16 protein-coding genes are annotated in these 22,133 nt (G+C 61.3%); 15 read left to right on the forward strand and 1 reads right to left on the reverse strand.

Annotation, left to right across the window (positions count from 1 at the left end; translation table 11 throughout):
• The first annotated feature begins 169 nt into the window (after positions 1-169).
• The 12 genes from alaS (at position 170) to phoU (ending at position 16,187) form a co-directional block, all read left to right on the forward strand.
• The gene (gene alaS, locus HY795_07705) at positions 170-2,815 is read left to right on the forward strand and encodes an alanine--tRNA ligase (GenBank protein ID MBI4805104.1); all 2,646 of its coding nucleotides are present in this window, start codon (positions 170-172) and stop codon (positions 2,813-2,815) included.
• A gap of 115 nt (positions 2,816-2,930) precedes the next feature.
• Positions 2,931-3,365 carry a VOC family protein gene (locus tag HY795_07710; GenBank protein MBI4805105.1) on the forward strand — a complete coding sequence of 145 codons (435 nt, stop codon included), beginning with the start codon at positions 2,931-2,933 and terminating at the stop codon, positions 3,363-3,365.
• Positions 3,366-3,455: 90 nt separating this feature from the next.
• A complete protein-coding gene (gene hemL, locus HY795_07715) occupies positions 3,456-4,724 on the forward strand; it encodes a glutamate-1-semialdehyde 2,1-aminomutase (protein ID MBI4805106.1) in 1,269 nt (422 codons plus the stop codon).
• Between the two features lie 31 nt (positions 4,725-4,755).
• Positions 4,756-5,784 carry a cobalt-precorrin 5A hydrolase gene (locus HY795_07720; protein ID MBI4805107.1) on the forward strand — a complete coding sequence of 343 codons (1,029 nt, stop codon included), beginning with the start codon at positions 4,756-4,758 and terminating at the stop codon, positions 5,782-5,784.
• Entirely contained in the window at positions 5,685-6,530 is an 846-nt protein-coding gene (gene cobJ, locus HY795_07725; GenBank protein ID MBI4805108.1) for a precorrin-3B C(17)-methyltransferase, read from the forward strand. The genes HY795_07720 and cobJ overlap by 100 nt, the downstream gene beginning before the upstream one ends.
• Positions 6,531-6,628: 98 nt before the next feature.
• Positions 6,629-7,042: a cytochrome c3 family protein gene (locus tag HY795_07730; GenBank protein ID MBI4805109.1), complete on the forward strand. Its 414-nt coding sequence runs from the start codon at positions 6,629-6,631 to the stop codon at positions 7,040-7,042.
• A gap of 69 nt (positions 7,043-7,111) precedes the next feature.
• The gene (locus HY795_07735) at positions 7,112-8,170 is read left to right on the forward strand and encodes an apolipoprotein A1/A4/E family protein (GenBank protein ID MBI4805110.1); all 1,059 of its coding nucleotides are present in this window, start codon (positions 7,112-7,114) and stop codon (positions 8,168-8,170) included.
• 36 nt (positions 8,171-8,206) lie between these two features.
• Positions 8,207-12,469 carry an activase gene (locus HY795_07740; protein ID MBI4805111.1) on the forward strand — a complete coding sequence of 1,421 codons (4,263 nt, stop codon included), beginning with the start codon at positions 8,207-8,209 and terminating at the stop codon, positions 12,467-12,469.
• 189 nt (positions 12,470-12,658) lie between these two features.
• Entirely contained in the window at positions 12,659-13,342 is a 684-nt protein-coding gene (locus tag HY795_07745; GenBank protein ID MBI4805112.1) for a response regulator, read from the forward strand.
• Between the two features lie 11 nt (positions 13,343-13,353).
• The gene (locus HY795_07750) at positions 13,354-14,721 is read left to right on the forward strand and encodes a PAS domain-containing protein (GenBank protein MBI4805113.1); all 1,368 of its coding nucleotides are present in this window, start codon (positions 13,354-13,356) and stop codon (positions 14,719-14,721) included.
• 27 nt (positions 14,722-14,748) lie between these two features.
• A complete protein-coding gene (locus tag HY795_07755) occupies positions 14,749-15,510 on the forward strand; it encodes a phosphate ABC transporter ATP-binding protein (protein ID MBI4805114.1) in 762 nt (253 codons plus the stop codon).
• A gap of 8 nt (positions 15,511-15,518) precedes the next feature.
• A complete protein-coding gene (gene phoU, locus HY795_07760; protein MBI4805115.1) occupies positions 15,519-16,187 on the forward strand; it encodes a phosphate signaling complex protein PhoU in 669 nt (222 codons plus the stop codon).
• A gap of 95 nt (positions 16,188-16,282) precedes the next feature.
• Here phoU and fumC read toward each other — a convergent pair whose 3' ends face one another.
• Positions 16,283-17,689, reverse strand: coding sequence for a class II fumarate hydratase (gene fumC, locus HY795_07765; GenBank protein MBI4805116.1), 1,407 nt, complete (start codon positions 17,687-17,689; stop codon positions 16,283-16,285).
• Positions 17,690-17,926: 237 nt separating this feature from the next.
• On the opposite strand from fumC, the gene cls reads away from it, so the two are divergent.
• The 3 genes from cls to HY795_07780 all read left to right on the forward strand — a co-directional run bounded on the left by cls (position 17,927) and on the right by HY795_07780 (position 22,114).
• Entirely contained in the window at positions 17,927-19,327 is a 1,401-nt protein-coding gene (gene cls / locus HY795_07770; GenBank protein ID MBI4805117.1) for a cardiolipin synthase, read from the forward strand.
• 85 nt (positions 19,328-19,412) lie between these two features.
• Positions 19,413-20,636, forward strand: a complete 1,224-nt coding sequence (locus HY795_07775) for a PLP-dependent aminotransferase family protein (protein MBI4805118.1) — start codon at positions 19,413-19,415, stop codon at positions 20,634-20,636.
• Between the two features lie 275 nt (positions 20,637-20,911).
• Positions 20,912-22,114: an efflux RND transporter periplasmic adaptor subunit gene (locus HY795_07780; GenBank protein MBI4805119.1), complete on the forward strand. Its 1,203-nt coding sequence runs from the start codon at positions 20,912-20,914 to the stop codon at positions 22,112-22,114.
• Positions 22,115-22,133: the final 19 nt, after the last annotated feature.

Raw genomic sequence — 22,133 nt, forward strand, 5'->3', positions numbered from 1 at the left:
CTGCCCGCACCCCGCCAGGGGGAGGCTCTCCCCCTGGACCCGGCAATGGCTTCGCGTCGCATACTGCATTGCCGGTGTACGACGCGAAGCTCGCTAAAGTTTTTGAAGGAGAGCTCGAGAGGGAACTTTTTTCAAAAAGTTCCCTCTCGAAATTCTTGAGGAGACACGTGTGATCACTGCTACTGAAATCCGCCGCAGATTCCTGGATTATTTCGTCGCCAACGGCCACGCCGAAGTCAAAAGTTCCTCCCTGGTTCCGCGCGAGGACCCGAGCCTTCTCTTCACCAACGCGGGAATGGTGCAATTCAAGAAAGTATTCCTCGGCCAGGAAAAGCGTGACTACTCCCGGGCGGCCACCTCGCAGAAGTGCCTGCGCGTCGGCGGCAAGCACAACGATCTGGAAAACGTTGGCCGCACCGCGCGCCACCACACGTTCTTCGAGATGCTCGGCAATTTCTCCTTCGGCGACTACTTCAAGGAAGAGGCCATCCGCCTGGCCTGGGGGTTTCTGACCGAAGAGATGAAGCTCCCCAAGGAACGCCTCTACGCCACTGTATTCCGCGACGACGACGAAGCCATAGAACTCTGGAAAAAAATCTCCGGGCTTCCAAGCGAACGCATCTTCCGGCTGGGCGAGAAGGACAATTTCTGGTCCATGGGCGACACCGGCCCTTGCGGCCCCTGTTCCGAGATTCTCATCGACCAGGGCGAGCACATGACCTGCGGCCCGGACTGCGGCATTGGCAAGTGCGACTGCGACCGTTTCCTTGAGATTTGGAACCTGGTGTTCATGCAGTACGACCAGATCGAACCCGGAAAGCGCGTCCCCCTGCCCAGGCCCTCCATCGACACCGGCATGGGCCTGGAACGCATCGCCGGTGTATGCCAGGGTGTGTACTCCAATTTCGATTCCGATCTTTTCACACCCATCATCGCGGCCACGGCCGAACTCGCCGGAGTGACGTACAAGGCTGACGACGAAACCGACACCGCCCTGCGTGTCATCGCTGACCACAGCCGCTCCATGGTGTTTCTCATCGCGGACTCCATCCTTCCTTCCAACGAGGGGCGTGGCTATGTGCTCAGACGCCTTATCCGCCGGGCCTTCCGCTTCGGGCGGCTCATGGGTCTTAAGGACCCGTTCCTCAACCGGGTGGTGCCAGCCGTGGTGGATGTGATGGGCGTTCAATACCCCGAGATCGTGGAAGGCATGGACTTCACGGTCCGCGTGGTCCGCGAGGAGGAGGAACGCTTCTCCGCCACCCTGGACAAGGGACTGGAGATTCTCGAAGAAGAGATGGCTGCCGCGAAGACGGCCGGTTCCTCTGTCATCTCTGGAGAGGCGGCTTTCAAGCTCTACGACACGTACGGGTTCCCGTTGGACATCATAACGGACGTGGCTGGCAAGCAAGGCTTCACTGTGGACGAGGACGGCTACAAGGTGTGCATGGCTGAACAGAAAGCAAGGGCCAAGAAGGCCTGGAAGGGCTCGGGCGAGTCAGACATCGCCGGGCAGTTCAAGAAACTTCTAGAAGCAGGCGTGAAGTCGCGTTTCATAGGGTACGACACGCTGAAGTCGGAATCGCGCATCATAGCGTTACTAGGAGAGGACGGTTTGCCGCGCGAGCGGTTGGTCCAGGGAGAGGGCGGCTATGCGGTGTTCGCAGCAACACCGTTTTATGGCGAGTCCGGCGGCCAGGCCGGTGACCGTGGCTCCGTGGAGACCATGACGGGTTCCGCCGACGTGCTGGAATCCCTGAAACCCAGCACGGAACTGACCACCCACCGGGTGTTCGTGAACGAAGGCGAGCTGCTTTTGGACCAGGAAGCCAAGCTCATGGTCAACGAAGAGCTGCGCCAGGCTTCGGCGCGCAACCACACCACCACACACCTGTTGCACGCGGCCCTGCGCAAGGTACTGGGCGAGCATGTGAAGCAGGCAGGCTCACTGGTCACCCCTGAGCGTCTGCGTTTCGACTTCACCCACATCTCCCAGATCACCCCGGATGAGCTCAAGCGCATCGAGGAAGAGGTAAATCAGGCCATCCTGGCGGATATCTCTGTCCAGCGCGAGATCATGGATATCAAAGCCGCTCAGGCCAAGGGCGCCATGGCCCTGTTCGACGAGAAGTACGGCGACGAAGTCTGCGTGGTGGAAGTGCCAGGAGTATCAGCCGAGCTCTGCGGCGGTACGCATCTTTCAGCCACCGGACAGGCAGGCGGATTCACCGTGCTTTCCGAGACCGGGGTTGCTGCGGGAGTGCGGCGCATCGAAGCGGTCACCGGCTGGAACATGCTCGAACATTTCCAGGCGACCCGGCGAGAAATGGACGAGGTGGCCGATATTCTTCGCGCCCGCCCCGGAGAACTTGCTGAAAAGCTCAAAGCCCTGCAGGCTCAGGTGAAGACCCTGACCAAGGACAAGGAGCTGCTCCAAGCCAAGCTGGCCTCGGGCCAGGGCCGCGACCTCATGGACTCCGTGGAAGAAGTGGCCGGGGTGAAAGTGCTTGCGTCACAGGTGGAAGGCGCCACCATGAAGTCGCTGCGCGACACCATGGACGACGTGCGGTCCAAGCTGCCTTCAGGCGTGGCCTGCCTGGCTGGCGCTGGTGAAGGCGGCAAGGTGGCGCTCATACTCTACGTGAGCAAGGACCTGCATGGAAAGTTCACCGCACAGAGCCTGATCAAAGATGTATCCGCCCTGGTGGGCGGTTCCGGAGGAGGGCGTCCGGACCTGGCTCAGGCCGGAGGCACCGATGCTTCCGGTATCGACGCTGCGCTTGCCAAAGTGAAAGAACTGGTGAGCAAAGCTTAGAGCTCCTGCCGGCCCCGAAACGACTTCTCTATCCGGGCGTTCCGGTTGCGCCTGTGGCGCAACCGGAACGCCCGCTGTATTTCCCCCATAATTCCTGAACTCGAAGGAACTCCCCATGCCCATCCTGTCCCTAGCCCCAAACCTCATGGTGGAAGACATCCACCGCTCGGCGGATTTCTGGTGCGACCAACTCGGTTTCACTTTTGCCGGGAGCGTGGACTCGGAGCAAAACTTCCATAAGGAGCGCCATGACTCCCAAACTGGGCCGGACCTCATATGGGCGCAGTTCATCAGCAACAAGGCCGAAGTGATGGTGCAGCGCCGCGACAGCCTTACGACCGAACTGCCGCTGTTCAAGGACGAACCCATCGGGGGAACAGCCACCCTCTACCTGGGCGTGGATGGCCTGGACGACCTCTACAGGCGGCTCAAAGACGTCGTACCCACGGTACGCCCCCTGCAAACCGCCTTCTACGGCATGCGCGAGTGGTACATTACGGATCCAGACGGCTATGTGGTCTGCCTGGCGCAGACGGCGGAACTGGCGTAACCGAACCACGCCCGACTTTCCCCGCACTTGCCCCCCCGTCATCCTCCGGGTATGGACGGGTCTTCCAATTTCCACAAAGGAGCACCCTCCATGTCCCGTTCTTCCACCCTCTACGCCAAGGCACAAACCATCATCCCAGGTGGGGTGAACTCGCCCATACGCGCATGCAAAGCCGTGGAGTCCGACCCCCTGTTTATCGCCAAGGCCGAGGGTTCGAAAATCTACGACGTGGACGGCAACGAATACGTGGACTACGTCATGAGCTGGGGGCCCATGCTCCTTGGCCACGCTGACCCAGTGGTCCACGCCGCGGCCAAGGCCGCTCTGGACAACGGCTCAAGCTTCGGAGCCCCCTGCCCGGCCGAGGTGGACTTGGCCGAGAAGATCACCAACCTCATGCCTTCGGTGGAAATGGTGCGTATGGTCAATTCCGGCACCGAAGCCACCATGAGCGCACTGCGCCTGGCCAGGGGATTCACCGGGCGCGACTATGTGATCAAATTCGACGGCTGCTACCATGGTCATGCCGACGCCTTTCTGGCTGCGGCCGGCTCCGGAGTGGCCGTGCAGGCCGCCCCAGGCACTCCCGGCGTCCCGGCAGCCACCGTGGCCTACACCATCGTTCTTCCCTACAACGACCTGGACGCGGTGAAGGACGCCTTCCGCCAGAAGGGCAAGGACATAGCAGCCATCATCGTGGAGCCCGCGCCCGGCAACATGGGGCTGGTGCTGCCTGGCCCCGGTTACCTGGAGGGTCTTCGTAAGATCTGCGACGAGTACGGCGCCGTGCTCATCTTCGACGAGGTCATCACCGGATTTCGCTGGGACATAGGCGGTGCGCAGAAGCGCTACGGCGTTCGCCCCGACCTGACCACCCTGGGCAAGATCATCGGCGCGGGTTTTCCTGTGGGAGCCTATGGCGGGCGCCGCGACATCATGGAGAAGCTCTCGCCCTGCGGTCCGGTTTTCCAGGCCGGGACGCTCTCAGGCAACCCCGTGGCCATGGCCGCCGGGCTGGCTAACCTACAGGAGCTGGAAAAACGCGACTACGCGGCCCTGGAAAAGCGTACCGGGGAATTGGCCGAGGAGTTCGCGGCCATAATCCGCTCCAAAGGCGTACCTGTTGTCCTCAACAAGGTGGCCTCGGCTTTCACCATGTATTTCACTGATGTACCAGTGAACAACATGGCCGCCGCACGCACCTCGAACGGGAAAATCTACACCGTTCTCTACAAACAGATGCGCGACCAGGGCGTGTATCTGGCCTCGCTCGGCTACGAGTGTACGTTCACGTCCTTTGCCCACACCGAGGCGGACTACGAGCTGACCCTGGAGGCAGCCAAGCGGGTCGTTTTCTAATGTCAGCTCGACCCATGGCTCGGCGGAACACATGACCGGGCGTACGGCGGTCTACGCCCTGACACCTCAAGGGATACGCTTGGCCAGAGCTTTGGCCCAGGAACTTGGGGCGGACCTCCATCTGCCGAAGAAGCTGGCCGCTCCCAATGAACCGGGATTTGACTCCCTGCCCGGACGAGTGGCCCATGTCTTCCATGCCTATGACGGACACGTGTTCGTGGCCGCCTGCGGCATTGTGGTGCGGGCCGTGGCTCCGCTGCTCAAGGGCAAGGCGGCCGATCCGGCCGTGGTGGTTATTGATCAGAATGGCCGTCACGCTGTGAGCCTCTTGTCCGGACACCTGGGCGGGGCCAACGATCTGGCCCGGCGGGTGGCGGCATTCACGGGCGGAGAGGCGGTCATCACCACGGCCACGGATAGCGCCGGGCTTCCCTCGCTCGATCTCCTGGCCCGCGACTCAGGCTTGGCCATCGAAAACCTGGACGCGGTCAAGACCGTGAACGCCGGCCTCCTGGCCGGTCAAACCGTCCAGGTGTTCGACCCGGACGGACGCCTGGCAGTCCCGGCCAAACACTGCGACCGCTTCGAATGGGTGGGCGCGCCGCATCTTTTAGATAGGGACTGTCCGGCTGTTGCCGTCTCCTGGCGCAAAGACACCTTTCCTCCGGGATGCCTGGTACTCCGACCCCGCGTCGTGGTGGCTGGCATCGGCTGCCGCAAGGGAACCCCCGCGCCGGAGATCATCCAGGCCTTCTCCGCAGCCTGTTCGGAAAGAGGCGTGGCTCTCAAGAGTCTGGCCGCGCTGGCAAGCATCGAGGCCAAACGGTCAGAACCTGGGCTTTCCGAGGCAGCCCGGGAGCTTGGAGTCGAACTGGTCTTTTATCCATCGGACCGGCTGGCGGCCGTAATAGCCCCCACCCCGTCCCCCATGGCTTTAAAACATATGGGAGTTGAAAGCGTATGCGAGGCAGCCGCCATGTTGGCGGCCGGAACGGACAGGCTCCTTCTGGCCAAGACAAAAACCAAAACCGTCACGGTGGCTCTGGCCCTGGCCGGTTGATCGTGGTTGGGCTAGGCCCCGGCGACCCAGAGCTTACCGCCCCCCTGGCCACGCATGCACTTTGCAACGCCCAGGTTGTGGCAGGGTATTCGACGTATCTGGACCTGGTGCCCAGTGAGCTGCTTCTCGGCAAGCGGATCATCTCCACTGGCATGATGGGCGAGGTGGAACGCTGCACCATGGCCATTGAATCCGCCATTGCCGGTGACGACACCGTGGTGGTCTCTGGCGGAGACGCCGGCGTGTACGGCATGGCTGGCCTCGTCCTGGAACTTTTGGAAGCGCGTGGGCTCCAAGATACGTTGGACTTCCGTGTGATCCCCGGCATTCCGGCCCTCACAGGGGCAGCGGCGCTTTTGGGCGCTCCCCTCACCCACGATTTTGCCTGCATAAGCCTAAGCGACCTGCTCACCCCCTGGGAACTCATTGAAAAGCGCCTCGCTGCGGCTGCATCGGCGGACTTTGTCCTGGTTCTCTACAATCCCCGTTCGAAACGGCGGTCCGGGCTTCTGGCCCGTGCATTCGAGATCATCGCGCCCCACAGGGATTCAGGCACCCCGGTGGGCATGGTCCGCCAGGCTTGGCGCCACGGACAGTCGGTGGAAGTAAATACCTTGGCCAACATTGATCCGGAGGCTGCGGACATGCTCACCATCGTGGTGGTCGGCAACAGTCAGACACGGTTTGCCGGCTCTCGAATGCTCACTCCCAGAGGATATGCCGGCAAGTACGATATGGGCCAATAAGCCGTGAATTTTCCCTCCGTACCTTGACACGGCGCCAGTTCTGTAAGTAGATGCTATGTGAATTTTTTCATTCAACTTTTTTGGTGAGGAGGATGGGAATGAAGAAGCCATTTTTTGTGATGTTGGTTTGTGCCGCGCTGGTGGGCGCTTTCTGCCTGCCCGCACTGTGGGCCGTCGAGGCCCCCAAGGACATGGTCCTCAAGGCGCCTGCAGGTGCTACCATGACCAAGGCTCCTGTGAAGTTCAGCCACGCGAGCGCGCCCCACAAGGCCGCTGACTGCAAGGCTTGCCACCACAACTGGGACGGCAAGTCCGACAAGGGCTTCAAGTGCTCGGACAAGGGCTGCCACGACAACGTGGATCCGGCCGACAAGACCAGCGAGAAGAGCTTCTACATGGCGTTCCACAAGGGCGACTCCACCAAGAGCTGCCTTGGTTGCCACAAGAAGGCTAAGGAAGGCGGCAAGAACCCTCCTATCGCTTGCAACGCCTGTCATCCCCAGCAACAGTAGTAGTACAAGCCCGGGAGCGGATGGCTTAGCCGGTCCGCTCCCGGTCCTGCACCCGCTCGGAGGGCCCCAATGTCCAACTCTCCCGAAGATATCATCGAGCTGACCGACATCTTAGAACACGGACCTGGCGCGTCTAAAAAAGACGCTGCGGGCGACGGCGTCGATCTGAGCTTCGAACGGGAGTTGGAAGACCTCTTCGCCGAATCTCCCGGCGACAAGCCCGCTGGGGCCTCACCCGACCTTCCCGGCCTGGACGATCTGCATCTGCCTGACGAGACGACGGCGCCTGGTGGCGACATCGACCTCGACGGTCTCGACGCATTGCTTGCCGACGCGGACAAGAGCCAGTCTGGCGGAATGGATCTCCCGGAACTGACCGACGATTTTCTCTCCGAACCTTCGGAGAAGCCTTCCTCCGCCTCGGCTACAATGGAAGCCGGGGTTATGGAAGCTGGGGCTGCAGTCGCGGCTGGAGCCGCGGTCGCCGCCATGGCCGCCCCATCCAGTGAGGCTATGGACTCCTTGAACGCCCGCCTGGACGCTCTGGAGGAACAGCTCGCCGGAATGAGCGGTTCACTCACCGATTCCTTCAAGGCCATGCTGGACGAAGCCGTGGAAGGCATAAAGGCCGAGCTTCCCGCCCAGGTGGATACTGTCGATCCCGCCCCCATGATCGCCGAACTCAGGCAGAGTTTGGAAGAGCAGATCGAGGCTTTGAAAGCTGACCTCCCCAAGCCCCTGGACGAAGAGGCTCTGGCCGGACGCATCAAAGAGGAAATCCTGGCCGCTCTGCCTGCCCCCCAGGACACCGGTGAAAGCGCCGCTCCTTTGATAGAGGAAGCCACCGCCAGGCTTCAGGGGAGCATTGACGCTCTCCAGTCCCGCATGGACGCCGTGCCTGCCGACATGTCCTCCCTGGTGGATGAGTTGGCTGCCCAGTTGGAACCGCGCATCGCGGCTGTGGAATCCCAGGCCGGAGCAAACTCCTCAGAGCAGTCTGGTGTCAGCACAGAGGACCTGGACGCCCTGCGCCAGGAGATCTTGGCCGAGATGAAGAAGGCTGTTCCCGCTGCCGCTGCCCAGGTTATCCGCGAAGAAATCCAGGCCCTTCTCCAAGAGCCGGACTAGAGACTCACCACAGGCTTTTGTAGCAAGTCCCTCCTCATGCACCCGCGCAAATCGGAAGCCCTGGGTTTGTGCCTTGGTGCCTCCTCCATCGGCATGGTCCGGCTGGTCCGCTCTGGGGAAACATACCGCGTCGTCCTTGGACTAAGTCGCCCACACGGTGGCAATCCGTCCAAAGTACTGCTTGATCTTCTAGCCTCCATACCGGCGTGGCACGAGCTGCCCATGGCGGCCACCGGCAGAAAACTCCGCGATCTCGTCCGTCTTGCTTCCCTTTCCGAGCCCGAAGCTGTCGAACTCGCCACCGCGTTTGTTCTTGGTGCCGGTAAGTCCGCAACAACGGTGTTAAGCGCGGGTGGCGAGACATTCATGGCCTACCACCTGGACGCGTCGGGCCAGATTCGCGATATCCAGTCCGGAAACAAATGCGCCTCCGGAACCGGCGAGTTCCTCTTGCAGCAACTTGGCCGCATGGGGCTTGGAGTGAACGATCTGCGCGGCATGGATTGCGATGTCGATCCGTATACCGTGTCCGGGCGATGTTCGGTGTTCTGCAAGTCCGACTGCACGCACGCCTTGAACAAAGGTGCTCAGAAACAGGCCGTGGTGGCCGGGCTTGGCCGCATGATGGCCGGGAAATGTCTTGAGCTTATCCACTGCATGCCCAGGGATAGGGTTCTGCTTACGGGAGGTTGCGCTGCCAACCCGTATCTGGTGCGCTTTCTTAAGGAGCATGTCGGCAAGTTGATCGTTCCTGACGCAGCACCCTGGTTCGAGGCCTTGGGAGCTGCCCTCTGGGCCATGGAGCATGCGGCCCCGCCTCCAGCAAGCTTATCCCTGCTCGCGGCCAAGACAAACAGCTTCGTGTTGCTGCCGCCTTTGTCTGATTATCTTGGCATGGTGGATTTCAAGGACCACCTCCGGGGGAAAGCCCACCCTGGCGATGAGGTTCTCATTGGCCTGGATGTGGGTTCCACTACCACCAAGGGAGTTTTAATAAGGCGGAGCGACAAGGCCGTGCTCGCTGGAGAATACCTGCGCACCGAGGGCGACCCGGTGGATGCGTCGAGACAGGTATACCTTAGCCTCGCCCGTCAGTTGGGCGTGCCTGTGCGCATAACCGGCCTTGGGGTAACAGGGTCGGGCCGGGCCATCGCCGCGCTGCACGGCTCAGCCACGGCGGCCATCAACGAAATCGTGGCCCATGCCGCCGCGGCCGCTCACTACGATCCAAATGTCGATACCATTTTCGAAATCGGCGGGCAGGACGCCAAGTACACCTACCTCTGCCAAGGCCATCCCTGCGATTCGGCCATGAACGAGGCCTGCAGCGCGGGAACAGGTTCTTTTCTGGAAGAATCCGCCAGGGAATCGCTTGGCGTGGACACCCTAGAAATCGCAGAGCTTGCCCTAGCGGCGGCATCCACTCCGAATTTCAACGACCAGTGCGCTGCGTTCATCGGTTCGGACATCAAGCGGGCCTCGCAAGAGGGTTTGTCCCTTCCCGACATTCTGGCAGGACTGGTCCACTCCATCTGCCTCAACTACGTCAGCCGGGTGAAAGGTAACCGCCCCACGGGAGAGCGCGTCTTCATGCAGGGCGGCGTGTGCTACAACAAGGCTGTTCCCGCAGCCATGGCCATGCTCACCGGGAGGCGCATCGTGGTCCCGCCCGAGCCTGGTCTCATGGGCGCCCTCGGGGTCGCCCTCGTGGTCGATCGACGGATGCGTCGGGGCATCCTGACAGAAGGAAAATTCGATTTGCCCGAGCTTGCCAGGCGTCAAGCCACTCAGCGAGCCCCGTTTTCCTGCCGTGGCGGAAAAGGCGGCCAGCCCGGATGCGACCTCGGCTGCACCATCGCGAGGGTTGAGATCGAGGGGAAAGTCCACCCTTTCGGTGGTATCTGCAACCGTTTCGAAAACCTGCGCAAAGGCACCTCGCTCGACGTCTCAACCCTGGACTTTGTGCAGGCCCGCCAACGCCGGATTTTTTGCGACCATGCTCAACCCAAGCCCGGGAGGCCCACTGTCGGGCTCTCCCGCTCGTACCTAGTAAACACCTACTACCCTTTCTTCTCAACTTTTTTTCGAGAACTCGGTTTCGAGGTCGTTCTGCCCGACCGTCCGGATCCGGCCGGGATCAAGCGCGGGAGCTCTGCCCTGTGTTATCCTGCCGAACTCTCCCTCGGGTTCATGGCCGACCTTCTTACCAAACGCCCTGACGTTGTCTTTTTGCCCCACGTGCGAGGGCTTCCCTCAGCCGGCGGCCAGGAAACCTCCTGCACCTGCGTTCTTCTTCAGGGAGAGCCCTTTTACCTCAAGAGCGCCTTTCCCGAGCTTGCCGCTCTTGGCCCCCAGTTGCTGCACCCCACGCTCGACTTCACCGGAGGTTTGGCTATGGCACAGGATGCCTTCATGACGATTGCCCGGGGATTAGGAGCTGGGGCGAAAGACGGACTCAGGGCATTCCAGGCTGGGCTTTGCGCGCAGAGGCTCTGCCGGGACGACCTCGCAAAGCTTGGCGTCCAGGCCCTCTCTCAGCTAGGCGACAGTCCAGACCGACTCGGGGTGGTGCTTTTCGGGCGCAGCTACAACGCCTTTGCCCCGGATGCCAACAAGGGCGTTCCCGGCAAGCTGGCCACGCGCGGGGCATTAGTGATCCCCTGCGACATCCTGCCTCTTGGCAACACCCCTGACAATTTCTCAATGTATTGGGCCCAGGGCAGGACCATCATGGCTGCTTCGCGCTTCACCGCAGCCAACCCCAAGCTTTTCGCAACATACGTCACCAACTTCTCCTGCGGCCCGGATTCGTTTCTCCTCGGGTATTTCCGCGACGAAATGGGCTCCAAGCCATCCCTCACCCTCGAGCTCGACAGCCACACCGCCGACGCCGGACTGGAGACCAGGATCGAGGCGTTTTTAGACATAGCCCGCAACCACCTGCGACTGGGGGACACGGCCGTAAAGCCCGGAGAGAAAACATGCGGGCACTCCCGGATAGTGATCCGCAACGGGCAAACCGGCATAACCGCGTCCTCTGGTGAATGGCTGCCTTTTAGCCATGAACGGGTATGTTTGGCGCTGCCCAGCATGAACCCCTACGGAACGGCCCTGGCTGCCAGCGCTCTAGCGTCAAGCGGCATCCGCGCGGTGGGCCTTCCCCCAGCCGGGGAATCGGCCCTGAAACTCGGCAGGGCCAATTCCACATGCAAGGAATGCCTCCCCCTGCAGCTCACGGTGGGAACGCTGCTCGAGTATCTTGCCAAACGAGAGCCAAACGAAACCACCGCCTATTTCATGCCCGGTGCGAACGGACCCTGCCGTTTCGGCCAATACCACGAATACACCTCGCGACTTATCAGCAAGCTCAACATCCCGGACGTGGCAGTGCTTTCGGCGAGGGCTGACAACGGCTATGCCGGTCTTTCCAATGCCGTTACCCTGGGGATATGGCGGGGAACCGTGCTCGGCGACATTTTTGAGGAGATTCGGTCCACCCTGCTTGCTGCTGCCAAAGACCCCTTGGACGCGCTCGCTGAACTGGACAGGGTGTTCGACAAGGTGAATGCTGCCATGCGCCTGCCTTGGAAAAAAGCCTTGAAGGTTATCCGGGAGCAATCCGGGGTTCTTTCGAACATCCCTCTTCTGGCTGCCCTATGCGAGATCCCCCAGGTGGCCCTGCTTGGTGAAATTTATGTGCGCCACGACCCCATTTCTCGTCAAAGACTCGTGGAACGCCTCGCTGCCAAAGGCATCGCCGTTCGCACCTCCCCGGTCTCCGAATGGATTTTTTATACCGACTGGTTGCAGAATTCCGGGTTGACCCACAAGCCAGACCTCATGACCCGCATCAAGCAGTGGGTCAAACGGCGCTGCTATCATCAGGCACGCAGCGCGTTCATGCCTTCGGGACTCTTGAGCCCACATCCCGCTGAAATAAAAGACGTGGTGCAGGCCGGCTCCAGCTTCGTGTCGCCGGGGCTTACCGGTGAGGCCATACTCACTGTTGGGGCCGCCTTTCACGAGATACTTAATCCTGCCTGCGGAATAATCGCCATCGGGCCCTTCGGCTGCATGCCCACCCGCCTGGCGGAGGCGATTCTCGCTAAGGACTTCCGCACGGACACTCTGGCACGGCTGTACCCGGAGAGAGTTCGCCGCTTTATCCCCGACGCGCACGGAAAACTGCCGTTTCTGACCGTGGAAACTGACGGCAATCCCTTTCCCCAGCTCATCGAAGCCAGGATTGAGGCCTTCTGCCTGCAGGCGGTCCGGCTGCACACCGCAATGTGCGGATAAGCGCGAACACGCAGTGCTTGGCTGCGGTCATACCGCGCCATATTGTTACATCCGCCTACTCGCCACTGTAACATAAACCTCTCAGGCCGCCCTTGCCCTTTACCCCTGGAAATGTCACCAGATCGTAACATTGTCACCATGGCGCCGTCACCAAGCCGTGATCATTGGCACCCATCCGGAGGATACGCCATGACCAAGGAAAGCGTACTCATTGTCGAAGACGACGAAGACATACTCGCTCTGCTGGAATACAACTTTCAGAACGCCGGATTCGAGGTCAGTGTGGCCCGCGACGGGTTGGAAGCACTGAACAAGCTGCGCCGCCAGCAGCCGGACCTGGTACTTTTGGACATCATGCTTCCAGGGGCGGACGGTTTCGAGGTGTGCAAGGCCATCAAGCGCGACCCTAAGACCGCCCAGGTCCCGGTGATCATGCTGACCGCAAGGGGCGAGGAAGTGGATCGCATCGTCGGGTTGGAATTGGGCGCAGACGACTATGTGGTAAAGCCCTTTAGTCCCAGGGAGCTCATCTTAAGGGCCCGGGCGGTGCTCAAGCGGTTGAGCCCGGAGGCGGCGCCCAAGCAGGTGATGCGCAGGGACGGCCTGAGCGTCGACCTGGATGCCCACCGCGCCGAGGCCCAGGGCGAGGAGATCCCGCTCACCGCCACCGAGTTCAAGCTCCTCGCGGAACTCTTTAAGAGCCAGGGCCGCGTTCACACCCGCGACCAACTTCTCAATACCGTCTGGGGCTACGAGTTCGAGGGCTATGCCCGCACGGTGGACACACATGTGCGCCGGCTGCGCCAGAAGCTCGGTGACCATTCCGCCCTCATAGAGACCGTGCGCGGTGTTGGGTACCGTTTCAAAGAGTAGGAGCCGACAGCATGGTGGATTTCGGGCTGCGCATTTTTGCCTCCCATCTGCTGGCCGCGGGCCTGGGAATGCTTGTATTGTTGAGCGTTCCCTTGGACGGGGCCGGCATCACCCTGGCCGCCGGGACGGCCGTGACGTGCGCCGCGCTGTTTAGCTACCTGCTGACCAGACGTCACGCCCGTTTCATCCGTCAGTGCGCCTCGGTTATCAAGGCGGTCGGGGACGGAGACTACGGCCGCAGGATCTGGCCGGAATCCGGCCTGGCTCTTGAGGAGCTGGCACAGAGCGTCAACGCCATGGCCAGCGGCATCGAAGGACAGATCACCATTCTTGAGGCCGAGAAACAGCGTATTGAAACCGTGCTTGGCGGCATGCGCGAAGGCCTCATGGTCCTTGGCGAAGACGGCCGCATCATGCTCATCAACAAGGCCCTTGAGGATACCTTCCCACAGGCCGCCAGAACCGTGGGCAGGCTGCCCATCGAAGCCGTTCCCTGTCCGGAGCTTCAGACTGCGGCGGAAATGGTCCTCAACTGGCAGGACGCCACCCGCCCGGCTGTAGTCTCCTTGCAGATCGAGCCCGGGCAGGACCGCTATTTCGACGTGAGCCTCGTTCGGCCCAGCCAGCGCCAGGCAGGGCTAGGGGCCGTCCTCGTCTTTCACGATCTCACGGAGTTCAGGCGTTTGGACAAGGTGCGCCGGGATTTTGTGGCCAACGTTTCCCATGAACTCCGCACCCCCCTGACCTCCATCAAGGGCTATGCTGAAACCCTGCTCGGGGAAAAGAAATTCCGCGAAGGCCAAGAGCGTCGATTCCTGGACGTGATCGTAAAAAACGCCAATCACATGTCCCGGATGGTGGAAGAACTCCTGGGGCTGGCCAGGATCGAAAACGACCGGCAGCCTCCCAGTAAATCCCGCGTGAAGGCATCGGACAGTTTCAGGGCGGCCCTGCGCGAGTGCGCCACCTTGGCAAAGGAACGCGACGTGGAGGTGGTCAGCCTGCTCCCTGACGACGGCCCCGAAGTAATGGCCGACGCAGGCCAGTTGACCCAGGTGTTTCGCAACCTTCTTGAGAACGCCATCAAGTATGGTCCGGAAGGTTCAACCGTCACGATTTCTCATCAAGCCGGCAATACAGGCGTCACCTTCTGCGTGCGAGACATGGGGCCGGGAGTGCCCGAAGCGGAACGCCAGCGTGTGTTCGAGCGCTTCTACCGGCTGGACAGGCCGCGCGTGAAGGGCGAGGGCGGCACCGGGCTCGGGCTGGCCATTTCCAAACACATCGTTGAGCGCCACGGTGGCAGGATATGGGTCGAACAGGCCCGCGATCATGAAACCGGAGCGGCCTTCTGTTTCAGCCTCCCCGAGGGCTCGTAATTTCGTTTTGTCCACAAGGATTCACGCATGACACCCCAAGTTAAAATGTCCGCCAGGAACCTTGATTTCTACTATGGTGCTTTCAAGGCTCTCCATTCGGTCTCCATGGACATCATGACCAACCAGGTCACGGCTCTCATAGGTCCCTCGGGCTGCGGCAAGTCCACCTACCTGCGCTGCCTGAACCGCATGAACGATTTGATCGACATCGCCCGGGTGGAAGGCGAACTGACACTGGACGGCCAGGATATCTACGGGGAAGGCATCGACGTTGTGGAACTCCGCCGCCGCGTGGGCATGGTCTTCCAGAAACCCAACCCTTTCCCAAAAACGATCTTCGAAAATGTAGCCTACGGGCTCCGCGTGAACGGTATCTCGGACAACGCCTTCATCGCCCGCCAGGTGGAAAGAAGCCTCAAGCAGTCCGCGCTGTGGTCCGAGGTCAAAGACCGTCTTCACACCAACGCCCTGGGCCTCTCCGGCGGACAGCAGCAGCGTCTGTGCATCGCGCGCGCCCTGGCTGTTGAACCGGAAATCCTGCTCATGGACGAACCGGCTTCGGCGCTCGACCCCATCGCCACCCAGAAAATCGAGGAGCTCATCCACGAGCTCAAGCAGCACCTGACCATCATTATCGTCACCCACTCCATGCAGCAGGCGGCCCGCGTTTCGGACGTCACCGCCTTCTTCTACATGGGCTCGCTTATCGAAATGGACCAGACGGAGACCATCTTCACCCGTCCGGCCAACAAGCAAACCGAAGACTACATCACTGGCCGCTTCGGCTAGGAGGCCTCATGGACCCCCGTTTTCAGAAGGAATTGGAGCAGCTCAAGGTCAAGGTGCTCCAGATGGCGGCCTACACGGACCGGGCCCTGGACAAAGCCCTGGCCGCGATTGTCCAGCGCGATGCGGCTTTGGCCAGGCAGGTCATCGACTCCGACCAGGAAATTAACGCCATGGAGTGCGAGGTGGACAACCTCTCGCTCAGGCTTCTGGCCCTGGACCAGCCCGTGGCCATGGACCTGCGGTTCATCGTTTCCTGCATGCGCATGGTGGTGGATCTTGAGCGGATTGGCGACGAGGCCGTGAACATCGCCGAACAGGCGATGCTCCTTTCGCAAACCCTGCCTGGCCCAGCCAATGCGGACCTTACGTCTTTGGGCGAGCAGGTGGTGGCAATGTACCGCATGGCCGTACGGGCTTTCCGGGACCAGGACCCTGAATTGGCACGCCAGGTCTGCGCCGCTGATTCCGCTGCGGATGATTTGAACATGCGGGTTCTCAAGGCCTGTATGGAGCCGGAGTCTTTGGAATGCGCCACCACCAGCCTGGACCTCGCCATACGGACGGTGATGGTGGCCAGGTCCATGGAGCGGGTAGGGGATCTCTCCACCAACATCGCCGAGTCCGCCATCTTCGTGGTCAAGGGCGTCTCCATCAAGCACCACTGCCAGCCCTATTGATCGCCTCCCCGGAAGTATTGAATAAGCCAAAGACGGCTGCCTCCCAGAAAGGGCGGCAGCCGTCTTTGGCTTACAGATACGAGGACAAGATACGTTTATTTCGAATCCGCAACGTACGGTCGGACCATCTTGGCCGGAACCACCACCTTGTCGAACTCGTCAGCATCCACGAAGCCGAGTTCCAGGGCCGCCTCCCGCAGGGTAAGATCGTGCTCCATGGCGTGGTGGGCTATCTGCGATGCCTTGTCGTACCCGATGACCGGGCTTAATGCCGTGACCAGCATCAGGGAGCGCTCCACGAACGTGGCAATGCGCCTCTTGTCCGGCTCCATGCCTTCCACCAGGAATCTGCGGAAGTTGTTCATGCAGTCCGTGAGGATACGCACGGATTGCATGGTATTGTGGATCATGAGCGGTTTGTACACATTCATTTCCAGATAGCCCCCGGCCCCGCCCAGGGCCACTGCCACGTCGTTGGCCATCACCTGGGCTGCGGCCATGGCCATGGCCTCGCACTGGGTGGGATTGACCTTGCCCGGCATGATGGACGAGCCAGGCTCGTTGGCCGGAAGTATGAGCTCGGCGAACCCGGCTCTGGGGCCACAGGCCAGGAGCCGGATGTCGTTGGCGATCTTGTACAGTGCCACGGCCAGAGTTTTTATCGTTCCTGAAAGCTGCACCAGAGCGTCGTGCGCCCCCTGAACCGCGAACTTGTTGGGGGCGGTCACGAAGGGGAGGCCTGTCAGTTTGGCTATCTGTTCGGCCGCCTCGGTGTCGAATCCCGGAGGAGCGTTGATGCCTGTACCCACAGCCGTGCCGCCCAATGCCAGCCTGCACACGCCGGTAAGGGCCTCTCCAAGGCGCTGGGCGGCCTCGTCGAGCATGGTCACATAGCCGGAAAACTCCTGGCCCAGGGTGAGCGGGGTTGCGTCCTGCAGATGGGTGCGCCCGATTTTCACGATGTCCGCCCAGGCTTCGGCCTTGGCGTTCAAACCCTCACGGAGGTTCTTCACCGCGGGAATGAGGTCCCTGTCGGTACCGATGGCCGCAGCCATGTACATGGCCGCGGGGAACGTGTCGTTGGAGGACTGGGACATGTTCACGTGGTCGTTGGGATGCACCGGGACCTTGCTGCCCAAGGGCTTCCCTGCCAGCTGGGAACAGCGGTTGGCCACGACCTCGTTCACGTTCATGTTGAACTGGGTCCCACTGCCGGTCATCCAGACGTGCAGCGGGAACATCTCGTCATGGCGGTGGTCCAGTATTTCATCGCACACGGCGGTGATCATGTCCTTCTTGTCGGTAGCGAGCCTTCCCAGGGCGTGGTTGGCCAGGGCCGAGCCCTTCTTAAGAAAGGCATAGGCCTCGATCATCTCCCTGGGGATCAAATCCGTCCCTATGCTGAAATGCTCCAAGGACCGCTGGGTCTGGGCTCCCCAAAGCTTGTCGGCAGGGACTTGTACTTCGCCCAGGCTGTCCGTTTCCACGCGATACTGCTGCATGCCAGTGCCCTCCCGGAGCTTTGGCCGAAGTGGATTACTTCGGGCATATGTTCCATGTTCCTGCACAAGGCCACCCCACGTGTCAACTCCCAATGCCGGCGCCCCCAAGAACAAGCAGCTCCCTTTCACATGGCAAACCGGAGCCGGCCCTGGTATGCAGGCTTGAAAGCTGCAAGCCGGAGGCCGCACGTGGTGGAGAATGAACTGCTCGTCACCCTTGAGTACGTCTTCCTGACGATGCTCGCGCTCTTCCATACAGCCGGAGCCGTTTCCGCCGTGAACGCGCTGTTCTCCTCCCGCTCGTCCCAGGGTTCCATCGCCTGGGCCGTTTCCATGATCACCTTCCCCTACGTTGCCGTGCCTCTCTATTGGATTTTCGGCCGGGACAGATTCGTGGGTTACGTATCGGCCAGACGCGAGGGAAGTCCTGAACTGGAGGCGCTGCACAACGAACTTGAACGAAACCGAGCCCATCTTCGCGCTTACCAAGAAGGCGCGATAAGGCCGCTTTCCGTGCTGGAGCGGCTGGCGGGAATGCCCTTCGTAACCGGTAACGCGGCATCGCTCCTGGTGAACGGCCAAAACACCTTTAACGCTATTTTCGAAGAGATCGGCCGGGCCACGGACTATGTTCTGGTTCAGTTCTTCATCATCCACGACGATGCCATAGGAAACGATCTGAAGCATTCTCTTTCCGCCAAGGCCAGGCAAGGTGTCCGGGTTTTTCTTCTGTACGACGAGATCGGCTGCCATGCCCTGCCGGAGACCTATCTGCATGAGTTGCGGGAATCCGGCGTGGATGCCCGTCCCTTCAACACCACCAAGGGTTGGCGCAACCGCTTGCAGATCAATTTCCGCAACCACCGCAAGATTGTTGTGGTGGACGGACGGGTGGCTTTTGTGGGCGGGCACAACGTGGGCGACGAATACATGGGCCGCAGCCGCCGGTTCGGTCCCTGGCGCGATACGCATCTGCGCTGCGAGGGTCCTGCCGCTTCCATGGTGCAGCTGAGCTTTGCCGAAGACTGGTACTGGGCGTCGCTCATGCTTCCCCATCTGCGCTGGGAATGCGTGAAGGCATGCGATACGGGAATGAACGTGCTGGCCCTGCCCAGCAGCCCGGCCGACCATTTGGAAACGTATACTTTAGCCTTCATCCAGCTCATCGAAGCCGCGCGGGAGCGGCTCTGGATAGTAAGCCCCTATTTCGTCCCGGACCGGGAGGTCACCACCGCCCTGCAGCTTGCTGCTCTGCGCGGCGTGGACGTGCGGGTGATGCTGCCTTTAAAGCCCGACCACAAGCTGGTCTACCTGGCCTCGTTCTCCTATTTCCCGGAGTTGGAGAAACAGGGCGTCAAATTCTTCCGCTACAAACCAGGATTTCTCCACCAGAAGGTTATCCTGGTGGATTCCGGCCTGGCCTGCGTGGGGACCGCAAACTGCGACAACCGCTCCTTCAGGCTCAATTTTGAGATCACCATGGTTGTGGCCGACCAGGACTTCGCGTCGCAGGTGGAATCCATGCTGCTGGAGGATTTCGCCCGTTGCGTTCGGGCCACTGCCTGGGACTACGAGAAACGCTGGCTCGGATTCAAGGTGGCGGTCAGACTCGCCAGACTCCTCTCCCCGATACTCTAGCAAGAGATTCGCCTGTTGTGCCCAGCCACGAAGTGGCCTAAAAAAGCCCTTTGCCGTATCCACCCATCGACAGACGGAGGCTCTTGTGCGTTTCAGCGCCAGAATGGCCGGCGTTCGCCGTTCCTACATCCGGGAGATCTTGAAGGTCACCCAGAACCCCGAGATCATTTCCTTTGCCGGAGGGCTGCCCAGCCCGGACCACTTCCCGGCCGAGGCCTTCTCCAAGGCGTCCGTCGCGGTCCTGGCCGACAGCGGCCCCCAGGCCCTGCAGTACTCCATCACCGAGGGGCATCCACAGCTTCGCGAATTCATTTCCCGCAGATACAAAGAGAAATGGGGAATCGACATCCCTGTCGAGGAGATCCTCATCACCACCGGCTCCCAGCAGGGCCTGGACCTCATGGCCAAGGTCATGCTGGACGTGGGCGACGCGGTGCTCATCGAGCGCCCCGGCTATCTCGGGGCCATCCAGACCTTTTCGCTCTTCGGGGCCAGCTTTCTCACGGCCGACCTTGGCCCGCACGGGGTGGACATCACCCAGCTGGCCGAGCAGCTCAAAGCGCGCCCGAAGATATTCTACGCCGTTCCCAGCTTCCAGAACCCTTCCGGAACCACCTACGACGCCGATACCCGGCGCGAGGCCGCCCGCCTGCTCGAGCAGAGCGACACTATCCTGCTCGAGGACAACCCATACGGCGAGCTGCGCTTCAAGGGAGACGACGTCCCCCCCATCCGGACCCTTCTGGACGCAAACCGCGCGGCTCTCATGGGGTCATTCTCCAAGATAGCGAGCCCGGGCATGCGCATCGGCTGGATAGCCACCGGGCCTGAACTCATGCACAAGCTTGTCACGGCCAAGCAGGCCTCGGACCTGCACACCTCCATCTTCGCCCAGCGTGTGCTGCACCGTTTCCTGGAGGACAACGACCTGGACGCCCACATCTCCGTGATCCGCAAGGCATACGGCGAGCGCCGGGACCTCATGGTGGCTGCCATCAAGCGGGAATTCCCCGAGGAGGTGCGCTGCACCGAGCCGGAGGGAGGAATGTTCCTCTGGGGCGAGCTGCCCCGCTCCGTGAGCGCCGAGGAGGTCTTCGCCAAGGCCATCGAGCGCAAGGTGGCCTTCGTGCCCGGCCTGCCCTTCTACGTGGACGAAACGGACAACGCCTTCCGCCTGAACTTCTCCAACTCCACGCCGGAGCGCATCGAGGAAGGCATCACCCGCCTTGGCGCCTGCCTCAAGGAAGTGCTTGCCCGCTCCAGCCGCCCGGCCAACAGCCCGGCTTCGGAAGCCGATCTTGAGATATGAGGGCTTAGCCGCGTCCACGCTGCTAACTCCAAGGCCGGGCACACGCCCGGCCTTTTTGCTGATGCCCCAGCAGGGCCAAGCCGTTTCTCTCCGGGATGAGTCGAGATACCGCCGACAGCAGGCCGCAATCCAAACCCTTCTGGTAGCATTTCCGTACAGTATTGACACAGGCTGCCACCTTCAGCATGTTTTTATTGTCAGGTCAGCCATGGGCTGCGGCTAGGACACCCACAACGTGCTTTGCGTCCCGGGATTAAGACGCAGGGAGGCATACAATGTTCTTGCACCCCTTCCAGGCGCTTACGCGCCTGTTCATCTTCTTCCTGCTGTGCGCGGCCTGCGGCGGGTGCGGCCAAAACCCGCCACCCGCTCCAAAAGCACGGGCCATCGAGGCTGAAACCCGCCTGGTGCGGGTTGAAGAGGTCGTGGAATGCCGGTCGTTCCCGGCCCAGGTGGAAGCCCGCAACAGTATCATCCTGGCCAGCAAACTCTCCGGCGCTGTGGTGGAGATCTTCGCCAAGGAAGGTGCGAACCTGCGCGCGGGAGATCCCATCCTGCGCATCGACGACAAGGATCTGCAAAGCCGCGAGCAGGGCCTGACAGCATCCATGGCCCAGGCATCCTCGGAACGCCAAGCCATAGCGGCCAAGGCGTCCCACGCAAAGGCCAATCTGGACCGGCTGGAAAAACTCTTGGCCCAGAAGTTCATAAGTCAGGACGATTACGAACGCTCCAAGACAGAACATCTGGCTCTCAAGCGGGAAGAGGAGGCCATCGCGGCCCGGGAGCGAGCCGTTGCCGCGCAAAAGGAAGAGCTCAAGGCCCTTGGGGCATACACCCGGATCAACGCCCCGTTCAGCGGGGTTCTTACCAGGCGCTATGTGGATCAGGGGGCTTTCGTAAACGCCGGACAACCCCTGGCCCAGATGGACGACGTAACCAGTGGGTTCGACCTCACAGCGCAGGTGGACGAGAGTCTGTTGCCATCCCTCAAGACTGGCCTACCGGTGGTCGGGGTGGTACCCTCTCTCTCCCCGGAACCCTTTGCAGCCGCCGTGAGCGCTGTTGTGGCCCGGGTGGACCCGGCCACCCGCACCTTCCGGCTCAAGGCCGAACCGCCGTCCGGGACCCGCCTGGCGCCTAATGCCGGCATGTATGGCCGGCTGTTCATTCCGTCCCGGGTGTCCAAAAAGCTTTTGTTGCCAGTTGAATGTCTGCGCATGCGTGGCGACCTTCCCTCGGTATTCGTGGCCGACGCCCAAGGGGTGGTGAGCTTCCGGGTCATAAAGCCTGGCGGGCGATTCATAAAGGTTATGCTTGATGGCAAACCTTTCCTCACTGACTCAGAAGCCTTCGGGGATCCGGCGAAAGAGGCGTTCGTGGAAGTATTGTCCGGATTGTCTGGCGAAGAACGCGTCGTCTGCTCCAAAACGGAGACCCTACGCGAAGGCGACCGTATCGCCGGAGTCGGACAGTGAGTGCGCCCTCCCCCGAGGG

The organism is Desulfovibrio sp. (assembly GCA_016208105.1).
In the GTDB taxonomy this organism is placed as follows: Bacteria; Desulfobacterota; Desulfovibrionia; order Desulfovibrionales; family Desulfovibrionaceae; genus Fundidesulfovibrio.

Coding starts and splice junctions, on each gene's coding strand:
- HY795_07740 (MBI4805111.1), top strand. CDS start 8,207: ATGCACCCGCGCAAATCGGAAGCCCTGGGTTTGTGCCTTGGTGCCTCC.
- HY795_07735 (MBI4805110.1), top strand. CDS start 7,112: ATGTCCAACTCTCCCGAAGATATCATCGAGCTGACCGACATCTTAGAA.
- cls (MBI4805117.1), top strand. CDS start 17,927: ATGCTCGCGCTCTTCCATACAGCCGGAGCCGTTTCCGCCGTGAACGCG.
- HY795_07710 (MBI4805105.1), top strand. CDS start 2,931: ATGCCCATCCTGTCCCTAGCCCCAAACCTCATGGTGGAAGACATCCAC.
- HY795_07750 (MBI4805113.1), top strand. CDS start 13,354: ATGGTGGATTTCGGGCTGCGCATTTTTGCCTCCCATCTGCTGGCCGCG.
- HY795_07720 (MBI4805107.1), top strand. CDS start 4,756: ATGACCGGGCGTACGGCGGTCTACGCCCTGACACCTCAAGGGATACGC.
- HY795_07730 (MBI4805109.1), top strand. CDS start 6,629: ATGAAGAAGCCATTTTTTGTGATGTTGGTTTGTGCCGCGCTGGTGGGC.
- cobJ (MBI4805108.1), top strand. CDS start 5,685: ATGCGAGGCAGCCGCCATGTTGGCGGCCGGAACGGACAGGCTCCTTCT.
- phoU (MBI4805115.1), top strand. CDS start 15,519: ATGGACCCCCGTTTTCAGAAGGAATTGGAGCAGCTCAAGGTCAAGGTG.
- HY795_07780 (MBI4805119.1), top strand. CDS start 20,912: ATGTTCTTGCACCCCTTCCAGGCGCTTACGCGCCTGTTCATCTTCTTC.
- hemL (MBI4805106.1), top strand. CDS start 3,456: ATGTCCCGTTCTTCCACCCTCTACGCCAAGGCACAAACCATCATCCCA.
- fumC (MBI4805116.1), bottom strand. CDS start 17,689: ATGCAGCAGTATCGCGTGGAAACGGACAGCCTGGGCGAAGTACAAGTC.
- HY795_07755 (MBI4805114.1), top strand. CDS start 14,749: ATGACACCCCAAGTTAAAATGTCCGCCAGGAACCTTGATTTCTACTAT.
- HY795_07745 (MBI4805112.1), top strand. CDS start 12,659: ATGACCAAGGAAAGCGTACTCATTGTCGAAGACGACGAAGACATACTC.